At 60.5% G+C, this 17112-nt stretch carries 19 protein-coding genes and 1 riboswitch; of the genes, 15 read left to right on the forward strand and 4 right to left on the reverse strand.

Annotated elements, in window-relative coordinates:
• Positions 1 to 30: 30 nt before the first annotated feature.
• Positions 31 to 106, forward strand: a riboswitch (Fluoride riboswitch).
• 40 nt (positions 107 to 146) lie between these two features.
• Genes FHU12_RS09095 through eno form a run of 3 tightly spaced genes read left to right on the forward strand, consistent with a single transcriptional unit; the run spans position 147 to position 2844 of the window.
• Positions 147 to 1112 (forward strand): DHHA2 domain-containing protein, encoded by a 966-nt coding sequence (locus FHU12_RS09095; RefSeq protein ID WP_141968866.1) that lies wholly within the window; start codon positions 147 to 149, stop codon positions 1110 to 1112.
• 3 nt (positions 1113 to 1115) lie between these two features.
• Positions 1116 to 1544: an adenine nucleotide alpha hydrolase family protein gene (locus FHU12_RS09100; protein WP_141968868.1), complete on the forward strand. Its 429-nt coding sequence runs from the start codon at positions 1116 to 1118 to the stop codon at positions 1542 to 1544.
• A 16-nt stretch (positions 1545 to 1560) separates the two neighbouring features.
• Complete coding sequence (eno, locus tag FHU12_RS09105) at positions 1561 to 2844, forward strand: phosphopyruvate hydratase (RefSeq protein ID WP_141968870.1); 1284 nt, start codon at positions 1561 to 1563, stop codon at positions 2842 to 2844.
• Here the strand turns inward: eno and FHU12_RS09110 are convergent.
• Positions 2831 to 3253 carry a MerR family transcriptional regulator gene (locus FHU12_RS09110; RefSeq protein WP_141968872.1) on the reverse strand — a complete coding sequence of 141 codons (423 nt, stop codon included), beginning with the start codon at positions 3251 to 3253 and terminating at the stop codon, positions 2831 to 2833. The genes eno and FHU12_RS09110 overlap by 14 nt on opposite strands.
• 72 nt (positions 3254 to 3325) lie before the next feature.
• Here FHU12_RS09110 and FHU12_RS09115 point away from each other — a divergent pair, with 72 nt between their 5' ends.
• From FHU12_RS09115 to FHU12_RS09125, 3 genes are all read left to right on the forward strand, one after another.
• Entirely contained in the window at positions 3326 to 4546 is a 1221-nt protein-coding gene (locus FHU12_RS09115; RefSeq protein ID WP_141968874.1) for an NADH:flavin oxidoreductase/NADH oxidase family protein, read from the forward strand.
• Positions 4547 to 5039: 493 nt separating this feature from the next.
• Positions 5040 to 6422 carry a diaminobutyrate--2-oxoglutarate transaminase gene (locus FHU12_RS09120; RefSeq protein WP_141968876.1) on the forward strand — a complete coding sequence of 461 codons (1383 nt, stop codon included), beginning with the start codon at positions 5040 to 5042 and terminating at the stop codon, positions 6420 to 6422.
• An 18-nt stretch (positions 6423 to 6440) separates the two neighbouring features.
• Complete coding sequence (locus FHU12_RS09125; RefSeq protein WP_141968878.1) at positions 6441 to 7910, forward strand: pyridoxal phosphate-dependent decarboxylase family protein; 1470 nt, start codon at positions 6441 to 6443, stop codon at positions 7908 to 7910.
• A gap of 76 nt (positions 7911 to 7986) precedes the next feature.
• Here the strand turns inward: FHU12_RS09125 and FHU12_RS09130 are convergent, their stop codons facing one another.
• Both FHU12_RS09130 and FHU12_RS09135 read right to left on the reverse strand, forming a co-directional pair.
• Complete coding sequence (locus FHU12_RS09130) at positions 7987 to 8514, reverse strand: carboxymuconolactone decarboxylase family protein (RefSeq protein ID WP_141968881.1); 528 nt, start codon at positions 8512 to 8514, stop codon at positions 7987 to 7989.
• A gap of 3 nt (positions 8515 to 8517) precedes the next feature.
• Positions 8518 to 9555, reverse strand: coding sequence for a cyclase family protein (locus FHU12_RS09135; RefSeq protein WP_260440715.1), 1038 nt, complete (start codon positions 9553 to 9555; stop codon positions 8518 to 8520).
• Between FHU12_RS09135 and FHU12_RS09140 the strand changes: the two genes are divergently transcribed.
• Both FHU12_RS09140 and FHU12_RS09145 read left to right on the forward strand, forming a co-directional pair.
• The gene (locus FHU12_RS09140) at positions 9545 to 10240 is read left to right on the forward strand and encodes a helix-turn-helix domain-containing protein (RefSeq protein WP_260440716.1); all 696 of its coding nucleotides are present in this window, start codon (positions 9545 to 9547) and stop codon (positions 10238 to 10240) included. The two genes, FHU12_RS09135 and FHU12_RS09140, sit on opposite strands and share 11 nt — an antisense overlap.
• 69 nt (positions 10241 to 10309) lie before the next feature.
• Positions 10310 to 11215, forward strand: a complete 906-nt coding sequence (locus tag FHU12_RS09145) for a LysR family transcriptional regulator (RefSeq protein ID WP_141968886.1) — start codon at positions 10310 to 10312, stop codon at positions 11213 to 11215.
• A gap of 26 nt (positions 11216 to 11241) precedes the next feature.
• Here FHU12_RS09145 and FHU12_RS09150 read toward each other — a convergent pair whose 3' ends face one another.
• On the reverse strand, positions 11242 to 11883 hold the full coding sequence (locus FHU12_RS09150) for a TetR/AcrR family transcriptional regulator (RefSeq protein ID WP_141968889.1): 642 nt from the start codon (positions 11881 to 11883) through the stop codon (positions 11242 to 11244).
• A 93-nt stretch (positions 11884 to 11976) separates the two neighbouring features.
• Here FHU12_RS09150 and FHU12_RS09155 point away from each other — a divergent pair, with 93 nt between their 5' ends.
• From FHU12_RS09155 to pqqE, 7 genes are all read left to right on the forward strand, one after another.
• Complete coding sequence (locus FHU12_RS09155; protein ID WP_141968891.1) at positions 11977 to 12639, forward strand: O-methyltransferase; 663 nt, start codon at positions 11977 to 11979, stop codon at positions 12637 to 12639.
• An 81-nt stretch (positions 12640 to 12720) separates the two neighbouring features.
• Entirely contained in the window at positions 12721 to 13770 is a 1050-nt protein-coding gene (locus FHU12_RS09160) for a dipeptidase (protein ID WP_141968893.1), read from the forward strand.
• 117 nt (positions 13771 to 13887) lie between these two features.
• The gene (gene pqqA, locus FHU12_RS09165; RefSeq protein WP_004937827.1) at positions 13888 to 13965 is read left to right on the forward strand and encodes a pyrroloquinoline quinone precursor peptide PqqA; all 78 of its coding nucleotides are present in this window, start codon (positions 13888 to 13890) and stop codon (positions 13963 to 13965) included.
• A gap of 58 nt (positions 13966 to 14023) precedes the next feature.
• Positions 14024 to 14938 carry a pyrroloquinoline quinone biosynthesis protein PqqB gene (gene pqqB, locus FHU12_RS09170; protein WP_141968895.1) on the forward strand — a complete coding sequence of 305 codons (915 nt, stop codon included), beginning with the start codon at positions 14024 to 14026 and terminating at the stop codon, positions 14936 to 14938.
• A 9-nt stretch (positions 14939 to 14947) separates the two neighbouring features.
• Entirely contained in the window at positions 14948 to 15703 is a 756-nt protein-coding gene (gene pqqC, locus FHU12_RS09175) for a pyrroloquinoline-quinone synthase PqqC (RefSeq protein WP_141968897.1), read from the forward strand.
• The gene (gene pqqD, locus FHU12_RS09180) at positions 15703 to 15981 is read left to right on the forward strand and encodes a pyrroloquinoline quinone biosynthesis peptide chaperone PqqD (protein WP_016927749.1); all 279 of its coding nucleotides are present in this window, start codon (positions 15703 to 15705) and stop codon (positions 15979 to 15981) included. Before pqqC ends, pqqD begins: the two co-directional genes overlap by 1 nt.
• Positions 15974 to 17110, forward strand: a complete 1137-nt coding sequence (pqqE, locus tag FHU12_RS09185) for a pyrroloquinoline quinone biosynthesis protein PqqE (protein WP_141968899.1) — start codon at positions 15974 to 15976, stop codon at positions 17108 to 17110. Before pqqD ends, pqqE begins: the two co-directional genes overlap by 8 nt.
• Positions 17111 to 17112: the final 2 nt, after the last annotated feature.

Consider the following 17112-nt stretch of genomic DNA (forward strand, 5'->3'; position numbering starts at 1 on the left):
GTTGCGTTTACCCCCGCGCTGCGCTACAGTCGTTCACAAGGTGATGGTGTTCCACCTTTCCCAACCGCCGCGTTCACTCGAACCGGATGATGACGCCTGATATACAACTTCGCTTTATTTTTTAGGCAGGTATGTCAGGAGTCGCTATGAATGAAATCTCACGTCTTACCCCTTTTCCGTCTCAGCCCGACGCCGTCGAGCGGGAAATGCCCCTGTCCGTTTTCGGCCATAAAAATCCCGACAGCGACAGCATCTGCAGCGCGCTGGTGGTCGCGGACTGGCTCAATCACCTCGGCAAGCCGGCCGTGGCTTTTCGCCTTGGCGAACTGACGCCGGAAACCCGTTACATACTGGCTGCCGCCGGCGTGCAAGCGCCTGCACTGCTGACAGACGAGCTCCGTGACCGCAAAGTCTGGCTGGTCGACTTTACCGATATCGAACAAGGCCCGGCCTCATTGCCCGACAGCGACGTGGTCGGCGTTATCGATCATCACCGGCTGGGCACCTTGATCACCCGCAACCCTCCCGATGTCTGGATCCGCGCCGTTGGCTGTTGCGCCACCGTGATCCTGTCCATACTGACGTCAGATACGCCGATGCCGCTTTCTTCCGCCCAGGCCACGCTGCTGCTGGGCGCGATTTTGAGCGATACCGTTGCGCTGAGCGCACCGACCACCACCGAACAGGATCGGTTGGCGGTCGCGCGGTTATGCGCAATCTCTCACGTTGACTATGACGCCTTCACCGCCGGGCTGCTGGCTGCCAAAACCGATCTTTCGGGGCAATCCGCCCCGCAGTTGCTGCAGCGCGACGCCAAGAATTACCGCATCCATAGCGTCTCGCTACTGCTGTCGCAGATAGAAGTGCGGGCCATGAGCGATATCGATCCGCTGTTGCCCGCGCTGCAACAGGCGCTCGAGCAGGCTAAGCAGGAGGCCGGTCTGGAGATAGCCGCGCTGCTGGTGACCGATATCACCCGCCGCCGCTCCACCCTGTATTTCTCGTCGAACCAGGTGCTTGCCATTCGGCAGGTGTCGTTGCCCGGTATGACGAGCCGGAAAAAAGAGGTTTTACCGTGGTTAACCCTACAGATTGCTAACGCAGGGAGATAAGTCATGCCGCTCTATCAACATGCTTTACTGCTGGTGCAGGATGAACGCGACGGCCGGCTGCTGTTGCGCCATGCCGAACGCCTCAATCAGCAGATGAATACGCGCATTACCGTGGCGCACATCAGCGCCGACTATGCCGAGCTGGACTACCTCAGCGATGCACAAACCAAAGATCGCCAGTCCAGCGAGGTGATCGCTGCCAAAGCCATGCTCAGCCGCCTGGTGGAAGACTGCTCAATCCCCCTGGAGGTGCGCGCAATCGTCAGCATCCATCGCTTCAAAGACGTTGAAGCCCTGATTGCCCGTGAAGGCGTCGATCTGTTGCTGCTCGGCCATCATAACCGCCCGTTTGGCGTCTTTGCCTCCTTCGGCTTCGAATTCATCAACCATTTGTCCATCGACGTGCTGATAAAACACGTCCCCACTCCCTAGAACGAGGTGACTCCCCATGAACTATGAAATTGAAAGCGTAACCGCCAGAGAGATCCTGGATTCGCGCGGCAACCCCACCGTCGAAGTCGAAATGAGCGCGGCGGGCGTCGTAGCCCGGGCGTCGGTGCCTTCGGGCGCCAGCACCGGTTCACGCGAGGCAGTGGAACACCGCGACGGCGATCCGCACCGTTTCGGCGGCAAAGGCGTATTGGAGGCGGTGCACAGCGTCAAAACGGCGATCAACGAGGCGCTGCGCGGGGTGGATGTGCGCCAACAAGAAGAGATAGACCGCCGGCTGATCGCGCTGGACGGCAGCGAGAACAAGAGCCGATTGGGGGCCAACGCCCTGCTTGGCGTTTCGCTGGCGGCCGCCCGCCTCGCGGCGCAATTGTCGCAGCTGCCGCTGTATCGTTATCTGGGCGGCATCGGCGCCAACCTGCTGCCGGTGCCCTGCATGAATATCATCAACGGCGGCGTGCACGCCCGGTGGCAAGGGGCGGACTTTCAGGAGTTTATGATAGCTCCCCTGGGCGCGCCGTCGCTGCGCGAGGCCGTGCGCTGGGGCAGTGAAGTTTATCAGGCGCTGCGCCAAATCCTGTTGGAAAAAGGCCTGTCGGTCGGCGTCGGCGACGAAGGCGGTTTCGCGCCGGCGGTCGCCTCAAACCGGCAACCGCTGGAGCTAATCGTGCAGGCGATAGAGAAAGCCGGCTACCGGCCGGGAGAAGATATCGCGATCTGCATGGATCCGGCCTCGAGCGAATTCTATGCCGACGGTAAGTATCGCCTGCGCAGCGAGAACCTCGAGTTGGACGCAGCCCAGATGACGGCCTATTACCAACGGCTGGTGCAGGATTTCCCCATCGTGCTGATTGAGGACGGCTTGGCCGAGGACGATTGGGCCGGCTGGCGTATTCTGAGCGACGCCCTGGGCGACCAGGTGGAGCTGGTCGGCGACGATCTGTTCGTCACCAACGTGAAATACATCCAGCGCGGGATTGATGAAAAGTTGGCCAATGCGGCGCTGATCAAACTGAACCAGATCGGTACCCTGAGCGAAACCTTCGCCGCCGTGCAGCTTTGCCAGGCAAACGGCTGGGGCACCTTTATCTCACACCGCAGCGGCGAAACCGTCGACAGCTTTATCGCCGATATGACGGTCGCGATGCGAGCCGGCCATCTGAAAACCGGCGCACCGAGCCGCGGCGAACGGATCGAAAAATACAATCAGCTGATGCGCATCGAAGACCAATTGGGCGCCGCGGCGGTGTATGCCGGGCGTTCCGCCTTTAAACACCGCTAAGCTTTGCCGGCCGGGCCGGCGATGCGTCGGCCTGTTTTTCGCCCTTGGCTTGGCACAGCCCGGCGACACCGGACTCCAATAAGGTCAGCCGGGTCGTCAGCAAGGTTTCTCGTTGTTCATTCAGCGTGGTCATCATCAGCTCGATCTCCGCCAGCCGTTCATCGACGCCACGTATCAACCCATCCTGATAAGCGCTGCCCTGCAGCGCCAGCACGCGTTGGATCGCCTGCAGCGAAAAACCCAGATTTTGACCGATTTGGATCAGGTGCAATCGCTCCAGCGCGCTATCGCTGTATACCCGATAGCCGTTGACACCGCGCACCGGTTTCGGCAGCAACCCCAGCTGCTCGTAATAACGTATCGCCGAGGCGGCCACGCCGGCCCGCTGTGCCAATTCTCCGATCTTCATGCCCTATTGACCTTAAAGTTAACTTTAAACCTAGTATAGCGCCATTCCCCTTATGACAGGAGCGCAAAACCGATGTTTACCCCACTGACGTTGCCCAACGGCAGCCGCCTGACCAACCGTCTGGCCAAGGCGGCGATGGAAGAAAATCTGGCCGCCCCGGGCCAACTGCCCGGCCCGGCGCTGTGGCGCTTATACCGCTATTGGGCCGAAGGCGGCGCCGGCTTGATCATCACCGGCAACGTGATGATTGACGGCCGCGCCATGACCGGCCCCGGCGGCGTGGTGCTGGAACAAGACACGCCGCTCGCCCCGTTCGAAACCTGGGCCAAGGCCGCGCGCCAGGGCGGCGCGCAGGTGTGGATGCAGCTTAACCACCCGGGCCGGCAGGTGATGGCGAACATGGGCGGCAACGCGTGGGCGCCCTCCGCCATCCCGCTGGCCATGGGCAAGCACAGCAAACTGTTCGCCCAGCCGCAGGCGATGGATGAAGCGCAGATCGCCGAGGTGATCGCCCGCTTCGCCATCAGCGCGCACGCTGCTGAACAGGCCGGTTTTACCGGCGTGGAGATCCACGCGGCGCACGGCTACCTGATTTCCCAGTTTCTCTCGCCGCTGACCAACCAGCGCAGCGATCGTTGGGGTGGCGAGTTGGCGAACCGCGCCCGCCTGCTGCTGGAGGTGGTGCGTGCGGTGCGCGAGCGCGTCTCGCCGGGCTTTTGCGTGGCGGTCAAACTGAACTCTGCCGACTTTCAGCGCGGCGGTTTTTCATCAGACGATGCCCACCAGGTAGTGCTGATGCTGAACGATCTGCCGGTCGACCTGATTGAACTGTCCGGCGGCAGTTACGAAAGCCCGGCGATGCAAGGCGAAACGGCGGACGGCCGCACCCTGGCGCGCGAAGCGTATTTTTTGACCTTTGCCCGCGATCTTGCCGCGGTGGCCCGCATGCCGGTGATGACCACCGGCGGCATCGCCCGCCCGTCGGTGGCGCAGCGAGTGCTGGACAGCGGCGTCGCGGTGGCCGGCATCGCCACCGCCATGGCGGAGGTGCCCGATCTGCCGCACCGCTGGCAAACCGGCGAAGCCCCTCATGCGCTGCCTGCCCCGGTCACCTGGCGCAGCAAAGCGATGGCGTCGCTCGCCCGCATGGCGTTGGTCAAGCGCCGAATGCGCGCGCTGAGCGACAGTCGGCCGCGCAGCGTGCGCTATTCCCCGCTGTTCACGCTGCTCGTCGATCGGTGGCGTACCCGCCGCATCCTGCAGCGCTACCACGCCTGGTTACGGCAACGTTAACGGCAACAGCGCCGGCGCTGCGTAAAAATCGCGCTTTTTTGATCGCGCTACGTGAAATCTGAGAGAAATCACCGATCTGGATGCTGCGCTTTTAACGGTTGGCCATTTATATTCATCACAAATTTTGTGTATATAAACGCTATAGGACTTAAGGTGGTGAATAGATAAAAATAAGCCGTTAATTCCTATTTATGTTATTAAACGGAAATTCACCTTATTAATAAGCGTATTAAAGCCGCCTGCAGGTTGGCGACGGAAAGGATTTTTGTGCCATGTTAACGATATGTTGTTTTTTACCGGCAAAACCAACGGTCAATAAATCAACAACATATTGATGAGCCTAAGAAAAAACTAAACAATTCAAAACAAAATCGGCTATTGAGTCCCAGGCGAAAAAGCCATATATTGGTCGCGCTTTTCACAAGGCAGTTACTTTTCTAATTCATTAATTCAATCGGAGCGTGTTGAGACCTTCGGTTGTAGGAGAGATATGATGACGGATAAAGTCCGTATTGATACTTTAGTTGCAAACTCATTAAACGGAAACAATGAAACCTATTTGGCGCGCCAAGCCGAATTTGAGTCGAATGTTAGGAGTTATCCGCGCAAATTGCCGTTGGCAATTGCGAAAGCCCAGGGCGTTTGGATCACTGATGTTGAGAATAATCAATATCTTGATTGCCTGGCCGGGGCAGGAACGTTGGCTCTTGGACATAATCACCCCGACGTCCTGCAAAGCATCCAAAATGTCATTACCAGCGGCTTGCCGTTACATACTCTCGATCTCACGACCCCGTTAAAAGATCGTTTCTCCGATTACCTGCTCTCTCTGTTGCCGGGCGAAGGCAAAGCGTATTGCCTGCAGTTCTGCGGCCCATCCGGTGCCGATGCGGTGGAAGCCGCGCTGAAGCTGGCGAAAAAGCACACCGGCCGTTCCGGCGTGATCAGCTTCTCCGGCGGTTATCACGGCATGACCCACGGCGCGCTGTCGGTCACCGGCAACCTGTCGCCGAAGGCGGCGATCAACGGCATGATGCCGGAAGTGCAGTTCATGCCTTATCCGCATGAATACCGCTGCCCGCTGGGCATCGGCGGCGAAGCCGGCGTCAAGGCGCTGACCTACTACTTCGACAACCTGATCAACGACGTGGAAAGCGGCGTGCGCAAACCGGCGGCGGTGATCCTGGAAGCCGTTCAGGGCGAAGGTGGCGTTAACCCGGCACCGGCCGAGTGGCTGCAGCGCATCCGCAAAGTGACGCAGGAGCATGGCATTCTGCTGATCATCGACGAAGTTCAGGCCGGTTTCGCCCGTACGGGCAAGCTGTTCGCCTTCGAACACGCGGGCATCGAGCCGGACATCATCGTGATGTCGAAAGCGGTCGGCGGCGGCTTGCCGCTCGCGGTACTGGGCATCAAGAAAGAGTTTGACGCCTGGGAGCCGGGTCATCACACCGGCACCTTCCGCGGCAACCAGCTGGCGATGGCCACCGGCCTGACCACCCTGCAATACCTGAAAGAGCATAAGGTCGCCGACAAAGTGGCCGCTCAGGGCGAATGGCTGAAAGGCAAACTGGCCGAGCTGCAGAAACGTTATCCGGTGATCGGTCACGTCCGCGGTCTGGGCCTGATGATCGGCATCGAGATCGTCAAGCCGAACGAAGCGCAGGATCACATGGGCTGTTACCCGGCCGATGGCGAGCTGTCCGCACTGCTGCAGAAAAAATGCTTCGAATCCGGTTTGATTCTGGAGCGTGGCGGGCGCAACGGCTGCGTGCTGCGTCTGCTGCCTTCCCTGCTGATCACCAACGATGAGCTGGGTATTTTCCTGGATAAATTTGAGCAGGCGCTATTGGCCGCCGGCATCAAGCCAGTCTGATTGGAGCGAATGACCGCGATGTCCAAGTTAAACCCGATTCTGGCTTCCTCGGCGCACAGCGCCGAGGCTTATCGCCAGGCGATCGCGCAAAGCAGTGAAGCCGTTGTGCAGTGGCTGCAACAGCCCGAGATGTATCAGGGCAAAAGCGTTGCCGAACTGCGCGAGCGCATCAAGCTCGACTTCACTCCGCAAGGCCTGGGCAACCAGGCGGCGATCGAGCGCGCTATCGAGTACTTTTTGAAAGACAGCCTGTCGGTACACCACCCGCAGTGCGTGGCGCACCTGCACTGCCCGAGCCTGGTGATTAGCCAGGCCGCCGAAGTGCTGATCAACGCCACCAACCAGAGCATGGATTCCTGGGACCAAAGCCCGTCGGCCACGCTGATCGAAATGAAACTGATCGAGTGGCTGCGTGCCCAGGTCGGTTACCAGCCCGGCGACGCCGGGGTGTTCACCAGCGGCGGCACCCAGAGCAACCTGATGGGGCTGATGCTGGCGCGCGATGCGTTCTTCGCGCGTCAGGGCCACTCCGTGCAGCAGAACGGCCTGGTGGGCGATCTGCGCAAGCTGAAGGTGTTCTGTTCTGAAAACGCCCACTTCTCGGTGCAGAAGAACATGGCGCTGATGGGCCTCGGCTATCAGTCCGTCACCCTGGTGAAAACCGATCGCTTCGCCCGTATGGACGTGAACGATTTGGCGGAAAAACTGGCGCAGGCCAAGGCCAACGGCGAGCAGGTGATGGCGATTGTCGCCACCGCCGGCACCACCGACGCCGGTGCCATTGACCCGCTGCGCGACATCGCGCGGCTGGCGGCGGAGCAGCAGATTTGGGTGCACGTGGATGCGGCCTGGGGCGGCGCGCTGCTGCTTTCCGAGCAGTACCGCGACTACCTGGACGGCCTGGAACTGGTGGACTCCATTACCCTGGACTTCCACAAGCAGTTCTTCCAGACCATCAGCTGCGGCGCCTTCTTGCTGAAAGACGAGCGCCACTATGAGCTGATGCGCTATCAGGCGGCCTACCTGAACTCCGAGTTCGACGAAGCGCAAGGCGTGCCGAACCTGGTGTCCAAGTCGCTGCAGACCACCCGCCGCTTCGATGCGTTGAAGCTGTGGATGGGGCTGGAAGCGCTGGGGCAGAAGCAATACGCCGAGATCATCGATCATGGCGTGACGCTGGCGCAACAGGTGGCGCGTTACATCGCCGATCAGGAATCGCTGGAGCTGGTGATGCAGCCGCAGCTGGCCAGCGTGCTGTTCCGCTACCGTCCGGCGCAGCTGGCGGCGAACGGCGACGCGGCCGTCGCGCTGTTCAACCAGCGTATCGGTGACGCCCTGCTGGAGTCGGGCCGCGCCAACGTCGGCGTGACCGAGTTCGATGGCGTGACCTGCCTGAAGATGACGCTGCTGAACCCGATCGTGACGCTGGAAGACATCAAGCTGTTGCTGGCGCTGGTCGAGAAAACCGCGCAGCAGCTGCCCGCGTAACCCTCTGCCACTGCGCATTAAAAGCCGATAACCTCAGGTTATCGGCTTTTTTATCGCGCTCACGCCGTGCGCGTACTCAATCCGTTGACATGTTCTCCCAGGATGTGGCTTGTAGGTCCAGATCGATTTCCAGCGTTTCCAAAAAGCGCGCCGTCATCATGTAGTGCCCAATCATTAATGCCAGTTCAGCCAGTTGAACCTCATCATAATAGCGCCGGACCGCGTTAAATGTGTCGGCAGAGACCTTCACCTGCTTCACGCATTCATCGACAAAATGCAAGATGGCCGTCCCTCTGGCGTCGATGCCCACACCCTGCTCTATTTTCTCGATGTCGTCATCGTGCCACCCCGCAAGGATCGCCAGCGGGTAGTGTTGCATGCGTTCATAAGCGCTGTCGCTTAACGCGCCAACCCTTAATATGATCATTTCCCGATCTTTATCGCACAGTCGCCCGGCAGGAAAGGAAGCCCCCAGGGACAGATATCCCTGCGCCGAACGGCTGGTTTTCAACAGCCCCAGCGTAAGATTGGCGGGGAAACGGGCATATTGCTGCTGCTGTTCAGCCGTTAATTCACTCACTGTCGGCAGTTTTATTCTGGCCATCGTTTATTCCCCCGTGCGTTCATCGATAATTGCAACCGGCCGTGCCCAGCCGGCGGATGCCTTATAAACCTTCACCGGCAGACTGATCACGTTAAATCCACAGGGCGGCAGCAATTCAAGATTGCACAGTTTTTCAATCTGGCAGTAAGGATATTGACTGCCGGCATAGTGCCCTTCCCAAATAAGCGAAACATCGCCGCTTTGTTCAAATTTGGTGCGCGTATGGCTGAATGGCGCGTCCCAGCTCCAGGCATCGGTGCCGACCACCCTGACGCCGCGCTCGGTAAGATACAGCGTCGCTTCACGGCCCATGCCACAACCGCGATGAATGAAATCTTCGCTGCCGTAACGCCCGCCGGCCGCCGTGTTGACCAGGACAATATCGCCGGCGGCGATATGATGGCCGATCCTCGCTAATTCACGCTCAATATCATGTGCAGTGGCCACATAACCGTCGGGAAAATGCCGAAAATCCAATTTGACGCCAGGGCCGATACACCATTCCAGCGGTATTTCATCAATGGTCTTTGACGCCGATCCGTCATCCATATGCGAATGGTAGTGATAAGGGGCGTCCATATGCGTCCCCGCATGGGTACTCATGCGGACAAACTCCACCGCCCAGCCCTCCTGACGCGGCAACTCCCGGGGATCCAGACCGGGGAATGATTCCGCCAGCTGCAACGCTCCGCGCTGGTTATCAACATATTCGATTTCCGGCAGAAAACTTTCCGGATCGGAGGCAATCCCGCTCATCAGCGGCACCGAAAGATCAATGATTTTGCCGTACATAGGGTTACCTTTATCCAGGGGAATGACCTGCCCAGAGTAAGCTTTCCCCATAGAATAGAAATGCCGATTATCAGACAACTTATTGTTATAATAGGAAGGCTCAGCCATGAGCGGACAGGAAGGCGTCATGAAACCGTCAGAATTGACCGGGGAAGCCCCAATATCGATTTGGTTCAGAAATAAATCCTGGCCGGCAGGAGCGCAATTCCCTTTACAGGCGTTGCCCTGGGGAAAACTGATGTATTCCATGAAAGGGCTGGTGGAAATAAATATTGAGAGCAATATTTATTTATCCACGCCGGAATATGCCATTTGGCTCCCCGTTAATACCGAGCATGAATCCGTCGCAAAGAGTGCAATTGATTATGTCATTCTTCATGTCAGTCCCCCACTATGCCAATTCTTACCGAACAAACCGCAAACCCTGCGGCTGAATAAGGTCGTCAAAGCGGTGCTGGCCGATTTTTCAGAAAGGCGTATTGGCTATCCGCGCACGCCTCAGGACCAGACGTTGGTTACCGCGTTGCTTGAGCAGCTGGCGCTGTCGGAGCGTTTTGACAGCTATCTGCCGCTCGGCAGCGACGACGTTATCAAGATCATGACCGAAAAGATGAGCGCCGCGCCGCACGATCTCAACACGCTGGCACAATGGTCGGGCATGCTGGGCTTGAGTGAGCGTACGCTGTCGCGGCGATTTCTCGCCGCTACCGGCATCTCTTTCAATGAATGGAAGCTGAGAAGCAAAACCCTCATGGCGATGAGGCTGTTGCAGGAAGGGAAAGCCGTCAAATATGTCGCCTCTACCCTGGGGTATAACGATCCTTCCGCCTTTATCGCCATGTTCAGACGGCAAACGGGCCAGTCCCCCTCCGGTTTTTTAGCGGTAAGTCATGGCACACCGAAAACAGGCTCAGGCATAATGCATGGCGAGTGATGCAGCATTTGCACGCATAAACTGCATCAAACGCCTTCCCCCCTATTCGGCACCACAGGATGCGCACGCATGACAGACCCTGATTTCAACCTGCTGATCGCGCTCGACGCGCTGCTGACGGCGGGCAGCGTTGCCGGCGCGGCGCGACGTCTCGGTTTAAGCGCCTCGGCGATGAGCCGTACCCTCAGCCGGCTGCGTACGGCGACCGGCGATCCCCTGCTGGTGCGCGCCGGGCGCCGCATGGTGCTGACGCCCTATGCCGAAACGCTGCGCGAGCGGGCGCGGCACGCGGCGTTCGAAGCGCGCGCAGTGTTACGTCCGGCGCAGGGGACATTGGATCCCGCCGTGCTGGATCGTACCTTCACGCTGCGCGCCAACGACGGCTTCGTCGAGGCCTTCGGCCCGGCGCTGATCGCCGCCGCTGCCGAACAGGCGCCGCGGGTACGGCTGCGCTTTGCGCCCAAGCCGGAGAAAAGCGACCGCCCCCTGCGTGAAGGGCTGGTCGATCTGGAGATAGGCGTACTGGGTGACATGGGCCCGGAAATCCGCCTGCAGGCGCTGTTTCGCGATCGCTTCGTCGGGGTGATGAGAACCACGCATCCGCTGGCGCAACAGCCGGAGATCGGCGCCGCCGACTACGCCGCCTGCGGCCACGTGGTGGCCTCGCGCAGCGGGCGCATCCTCGGGCCGGTAGATGCCGCGCTGGCGGAGCTGGGGCTGACGCGCCAGATTGCCGCCGTGGTGCCGAGCTTTCCGGCCGCGCTGGCGGTGGCGCAGGCCTCAAACCTGCTGGCGTTGTTGCCCGCCTCCTTCCTGCAGGCTCAACCGGCCGACGGCCCGCTGCGCGTCTTCGAGCTGCCGGTGAAAACGCCGCCCATTACCGTCTCGCAAATGTGGCACCCGCGCCTGGACGCCGAGGCGGATCACCGCTGGCTGCGGCAGCTGGTGCTGGCCGTTTGTCGCCAACGGGTATAGGCTGGGTGACAATGTCACAAAGAACCTTACCGCGCCACACGCCCGTTTAAATCGGCTAAATACGCGCAGAACATGTCCGCCATCGCATCGGCATAAGACGCGATCTCGGTATCGGTTCGCGGCGTTTCGGAGAATTGCTTGCCCGCCGCTCCCAACGTGCCGACGATCAGGTCGCCCGCCAGCCGGCGAGCGACCGGCGGCACATCAGGCAACGCTTCGCGCATGAAAACCTGCACGATATCCTTGCCGGTTGCCTTTACCGCCAGTGCCTCCGGCGCATCTCTGTAGAGCGGTGCCGCATCATTCAACGCGACGCGCATCTGCGCCTCTTCACATTCCGAACGGATAAACGCCTGCACCAGCAACCGCAGACGCTCGACCGGCGTTTTCTCGCGGTTGACCAAAATACGACTCAGCATATCGGTGGTCTGCCGCCATTCTTCGCTCTGCAAACGAAACAGGATCGCCGCCTTGTTGGGGAAATACTGATAAAGCGACCCGACGCTGACGCCGGCGCGTTCAGCCACCCTGGCGGTGGTGAAACGCGCCGCCCCCTCCTGCGCCAAAACCTGAATAGCGGCGGTCAGAATGGCGGACACCAGTTCGGCGGAGCGCGCTTGTTGTGGTTGTTTTCTCGAGGAAATTTGTTTACTGCGGCGTTCAGTCATAGCGGGCGGCCAATGCGAATAGAGGAATGCGAATAGTTCGTCATATTATAGCGGCATGCGCTAACGCGCTCCATTGACGACAGGAGATTTGCCATGAGTACCCTGACCACGGCCCCCTTAGCGCCGCTGCTAAGCAGCCTGTTCCAGCAGGCATCCCGCCACGCGCCGGCGCTTGCCGCCCTGTTCCGCGACGTGCCGGACGCAGAGCAAAGCCGGCTGATGCAGAGCAAAACCGAGTACCGCGAACTCTACCACCGCCTGAAGGATTTCCCGCTGGCCGTGTCGCCGGAAACCGGCGCATTGCTGTATATGCTGGCGCGCGGTTGCCGGGCGCAAAACATTGTCGAATTCGGTACGTCGTTCGGCATTTCTACCCTGCACTTAGCCGCCGCGCTGCGCGATAACGGCGGAGGCCGGTTGATCACCTGCGAGTTTGAACCGGGCAAAGCGGCGCAGGCGCGCAACAACCTGACCGAAGGCGGCGTCATCGACCTGGTGGAGATCCGGGTGGGCGACGCCCTGGAAACGCTGCGCGACGATCTGCCGGCCACGGTTGATCTGCTGCTGCTCGACGGCGCCAAGGGACTTTACCCTGATATTCTCGACTTGCTTGAGAGCCGTCTGCGGCCCGGCGCGCTGATCGTCGCCGACAACGCCGATGACAGTCCGGATTACCTGGCGCGGGTGCGCGCCCCGGCGGCAGGCTATCTCTCCACGCCGTTCGCAGATGACGTCGAGCTGTCGATTCGACTTTAAAATCCCCATAGAGCGAGGGTTGTTCCCCCTCGCTCTATGGGAGAACATAGCGTTCACGATGCCTGACTCAGTGAAACGCCCATGACGCTTCCCCCTCTCTGGCCGGTGTTCGACGGCCATAATGATCTGCTGCTCAATCTGTGGCTGCAGCACGATGACGATCCGGCCACCGCCTTCTATTCCCGCGTCACGCCGGGCCACCTCGATTTCGCCCGTATGCGACGCGGCGGATTTTTCGGCGGACTGTTCGCGGTATTTATTCCCCCGGTCAGCTACATCGCCCAGATGCGTAACCAAACGCAGGACCAGGCGCAGGCCACCTTCGATCCGCTGGCGATCGCCGAACGGCAAATCGCCATCCTGCAGCAGCTGGAGCAGGCTTCTCAGGGGCAGCTGCGCATCTGTCGCACCGCCACCGAAATAGAACAGTGCCGCCTCAACCGGCAAATCGCTGCGGTGCTGCATATTGAAGGCGCCGGCATGATCGATGCGGAGCTGACACAGCTGGAGGCCTTCTACCGGCTGGGCGTGCGCAGCATCGGGCCATTCTGGAATCTGCCGAACGCCTTCGGCACCGGCGTCAGCGGGCCGTTCCCCGGCTCACCCGATACCGGCCCCGGCCTGACGCCGGCCGGCGAGGCGCTGATCCGCGCCTGTAACCGCCGCCGCATCATGATCGACGTCTCGCACATGAACGAGAAAACCTTCTGGCAAACCGCCGCGCTGAGCCACGCGCCGCTGGTCGCCACCCACTCCAACGCCCACGCCCTCTGCCCACAGCCGCGCAACCTGACCGACGCGCAGCTGGACGCCATCGCCCAGAGCGGCGGGATGGTCGGCGTCAATTTCGGTACCGCCTTCCTGCGCGCGGACGGCAAACGTGACAGTGCAACAACCGGCTTAACAGAAATTGTTAAACACGTTGAGTATTTGATCGCTAAACTTGGTGAAGACCGCGTGGGATTTGGCTCTGATTTTGACGGGGTCAACGTACCGCAACCGTTGGCGGATGTTGGCGGCCTGCCGCTGCTGACGCAGGCGCTGGCACAGGCCGGGTTCGATAACCGGCTGCTGGAGAAGCTGACCTGGCGCAACTGGCTGAACGTGCTCGCCGCCACCTGGGGTGAATAACCCGGTTACGCTTTAAAGGTTGCGATCTCCGTCACATTTCGTCAACATTGGGCCGGCCGAATGAGAACGCTTCTCATTGGTCTCGATACTTTACGATGCATGCTAAGGAGCACTGCTATGACTACCTGGACTAAACCTGAGTTTGTTGACCTGCGCCTGGGGCTGGAAGTGACGCTGTACATTTCCAACCGTTAATCGCCCGTCTGCCCGCCTTTCGCGCGGGCATTTCTTTCCCTCTCTTTCTGGTTTAGACATGCAGATAAAAGTTCTCGGCTCGGCGGCGGGCGGCGGCTTTCCCCAGTGGAATTGCAACTGCGAAAACTGCCGGGGCGTTCGCGACCACAGCATCAACGCCACGCGCCGCACGCAGTCTTCCATCGCCATCAGTGATGATGACGGTAAAAACTGGGTGCTGTGCAACGTTTCCCCGGACATTTGCCATCAGCTGTTGGCCTCGCCCGAATTGAATAATCCCGACGTGCTGCGCGGCACCGGTATCGGCGCGATCGTGCTGACCGACAGCCAGATCGATCACAGCGCGGGCTTACTCAATTTGCGTGAGGGCTGTCCGCATCACGTCTGGTGCACGCCTGAAGTACATGACGATCTCAGCACCGGCTTCCCGGTGTTTCCCATGCTCTCCCACTGGAACGGCGGGCTGATTCACCACCCGGTGACGCCCGGTGAGCCGTTCCACACGGCGGTCTGCCCGACCGTGCGCTTTACCGCCATTCCGCTGCTCAGCAACGCGCCGCCCTATTCGCCGTATCGCGATCGTCCGTTGCCGGGCCACAACGTGGCGCTGTTTATCGAAGATACCGCACGCGGGGTCGGGCTGCTGTATGCACCGGGCCTGGGTGAGCCGGACGAGGCGCTGATGCCGTGGCTGCGCCGCGCGGACTGCCTGCTGATCGACGGCACGCTGTGGCGCGACAACGAACTGGCCAACGCCGGCGTGGGCCGCAATACCGGCAAGGACATGGGGCATCTGGCGCTGGCGGAAGAACACGGGCTGGCAGCTCTGCTCGCCACCTTGCCCGCCAGGCGCAAAATCCTGATCCACATTAACAATACCAACCCTATCCTCAATGAAGACTCGGTAGAGCGGCAAAGCCTGACCGCCGCCGGCATTGAAGTGAGCTGGGACGGCATGAATATCGAACTGTAGGGAACCGCCATGACGCAACCACTCCCCCTTGACCCACAGGCGTTTGAAGCGGCGCTGCGCGCCAAAGGCGCTTATTACCATATCCACCACCCGTACCACATCGCGATGCACAACGGCGAAGCGACCCGCGAGCAGATCCAGGGCTGGGTGGCCAACCGGTTCTACTACCAGACCAGCATTCCGATCAAAGACGCGGCGATCATGGCTAACTGCCCACAGCCGGAAACCCGCCGCAAATGGGTGCAGCGTATCCTGGATCACGACGGCTACGGCGGCAGCGAAGGCGGCATCGAAGCCTGGCTGCGCCTGGGCGAAGCCGTCGGGCTGCAGCGCGACACCCTGCTCTCTGAAGAGTTGGTGCTGCCGGGCGTGCGTTTTGCGGTGGACGCCTATGTCAATTTCGCTCGCCGCGCTTGCTGGCAGGAAGCGGCCTGCAGCTCGCTGACCGAACTGTTCGCGCCGCAAATCCACCAATCGCGCCTCGACAGCTGGCCGCAGCACTACCCGTGGATCGACGCCGCCGGTTACGATTATTTCCGCAGCCGCCTCGGCCAGGCCAACCGCGATGTGGAACACGGCCTGGCGTTGGCGCTGGACTATTGCGACACCGTTGAAAAGCAGCGGCGCATGCTGGAGATCCTGCAGTTCAAGCTGGATATTCTGTGGAGCATGCTGGACGCCATGAGCATGGCCTATACCCTGAACCGCCCGCCTTACCACAGCGTGACCGCCGCGCGGGTATGGCACAACCAGAGGCTGGTGTAATGACGCTGAACCCTGAGCACACCCCCGTCTTCCGCCGCGGCTACCGCCTGCAATGGGAGCAGGTGCAAAACAGCCATGTGATCCTCTACCCGGAAGGCATGGCCAAGCTGAACGACAGCGCCGCCGCCATCTTGCAGTTGGTCGACGGCCACACCACGCTGAACGGCATCATCGCGCAGCTGAACGCCCGCTTCCCCGGCGCCGAGGGGTTGGCAGATGACGTGCTGGAATTTTTCCAGCGCGCCTATGAACAAAAATGGGTGACCTTCCGTGACTGAAGCACGCGCGCCGGCGGTGAACCCGCCGCTCTGGCTGCTGGCGGAGCTGACCTACCGCTGCCCGCTGCAGTGCCCCTATTGCTCCAACCCGCTCGATTTTGCCGCGCAGGAAAAAGAACTGACTACCGCGCAGTGGATCGAGGTGTTTCGCCAGGCGCGGGCGATGGGCAGCGTGCAGCTCGGTTTTTCCGGCGGCGAGCCGCTGGTGCGTAAAGACCTGCCCGAGCTGATCGCCGCCGCGCGCGATCTCGGCTTTTACACCAACCTGATCACTTCCGGCATCGGCCTGACCGAGAAGAAGCTGCAGACCTTCGCCGACGCAGGGCTGGATCATATCCAGATCAGCTTTCAGGCCAGCGACGAAACGCTGAACGCCGCGCTGGCGGGCTCTGCCAAGGCGTTTCAGCAGAAGCTGGCCATGGCCAAGGCGGTCAAGGCCCTCGGCTATCCGATGGTGCTCAACTTCGTGCTGCATCGCCATAATATCGGCCAGATCGACCGCATTATCGAACTGGCGATCCAGTTGGACGCCGACGACGTCGAGCTGGCGACCTGCCAGTTCTACGGCTGGGCGCACCTCAACCGCGAGGGCCTGCTGCCGACCCGCGAGCAGATCGCCGACGCGGAAGCGGTGGTGAAACGCTACCGCGAACGCATGGCCGCCGAGGGCAAGCTGGCCAATCTGCTGTTCGTCACGCCGGACTACTACGAGGAGCGCCCCAAAGGCTGCATGGGCGGCTGGGGCGCCATCTTCATGAGCGTGACGCCAGAAGGCATGGCGTTACCCTGTCACAGCGCTCGTCAGTTACCGATCGCCTTCCCGTCGGTGCTGGAGCACGATTTGCAGCATATCTGGTACCACTCGTTCGGTTTTAACCGCTATCGCGGCTATGACTGGATGCCGGAGCCCTGCCGTTCCTGCTCGGAGAAAGAGCAAGACTACGGCGGCTGCCGCTGTCAGGCGTTCATGCTGACAGGCAACGCCGACAACGCCGATCCGGTATGCGGCAAATCGCCGCACCACGGCACCATTCTGGCGGCGCGGGAAGCGGCGAACCGTTCGCAGATCGGTATCGATCAGCTGCGTTTTCGCAATCAGACCAACTCCCGTCTGATCTTCAAGGGTTGACG

It is taken from the genome of Serratia marcescens (genome assembly GCF_006715005.1).
Taxonomy (GTDB): domain Bacteria; phylum Pseudomonadota; class Gammaproteobacteria; order Enterobacterales; family Enterobacteriaceae; genus Serratia; species Serratia montpellierensis.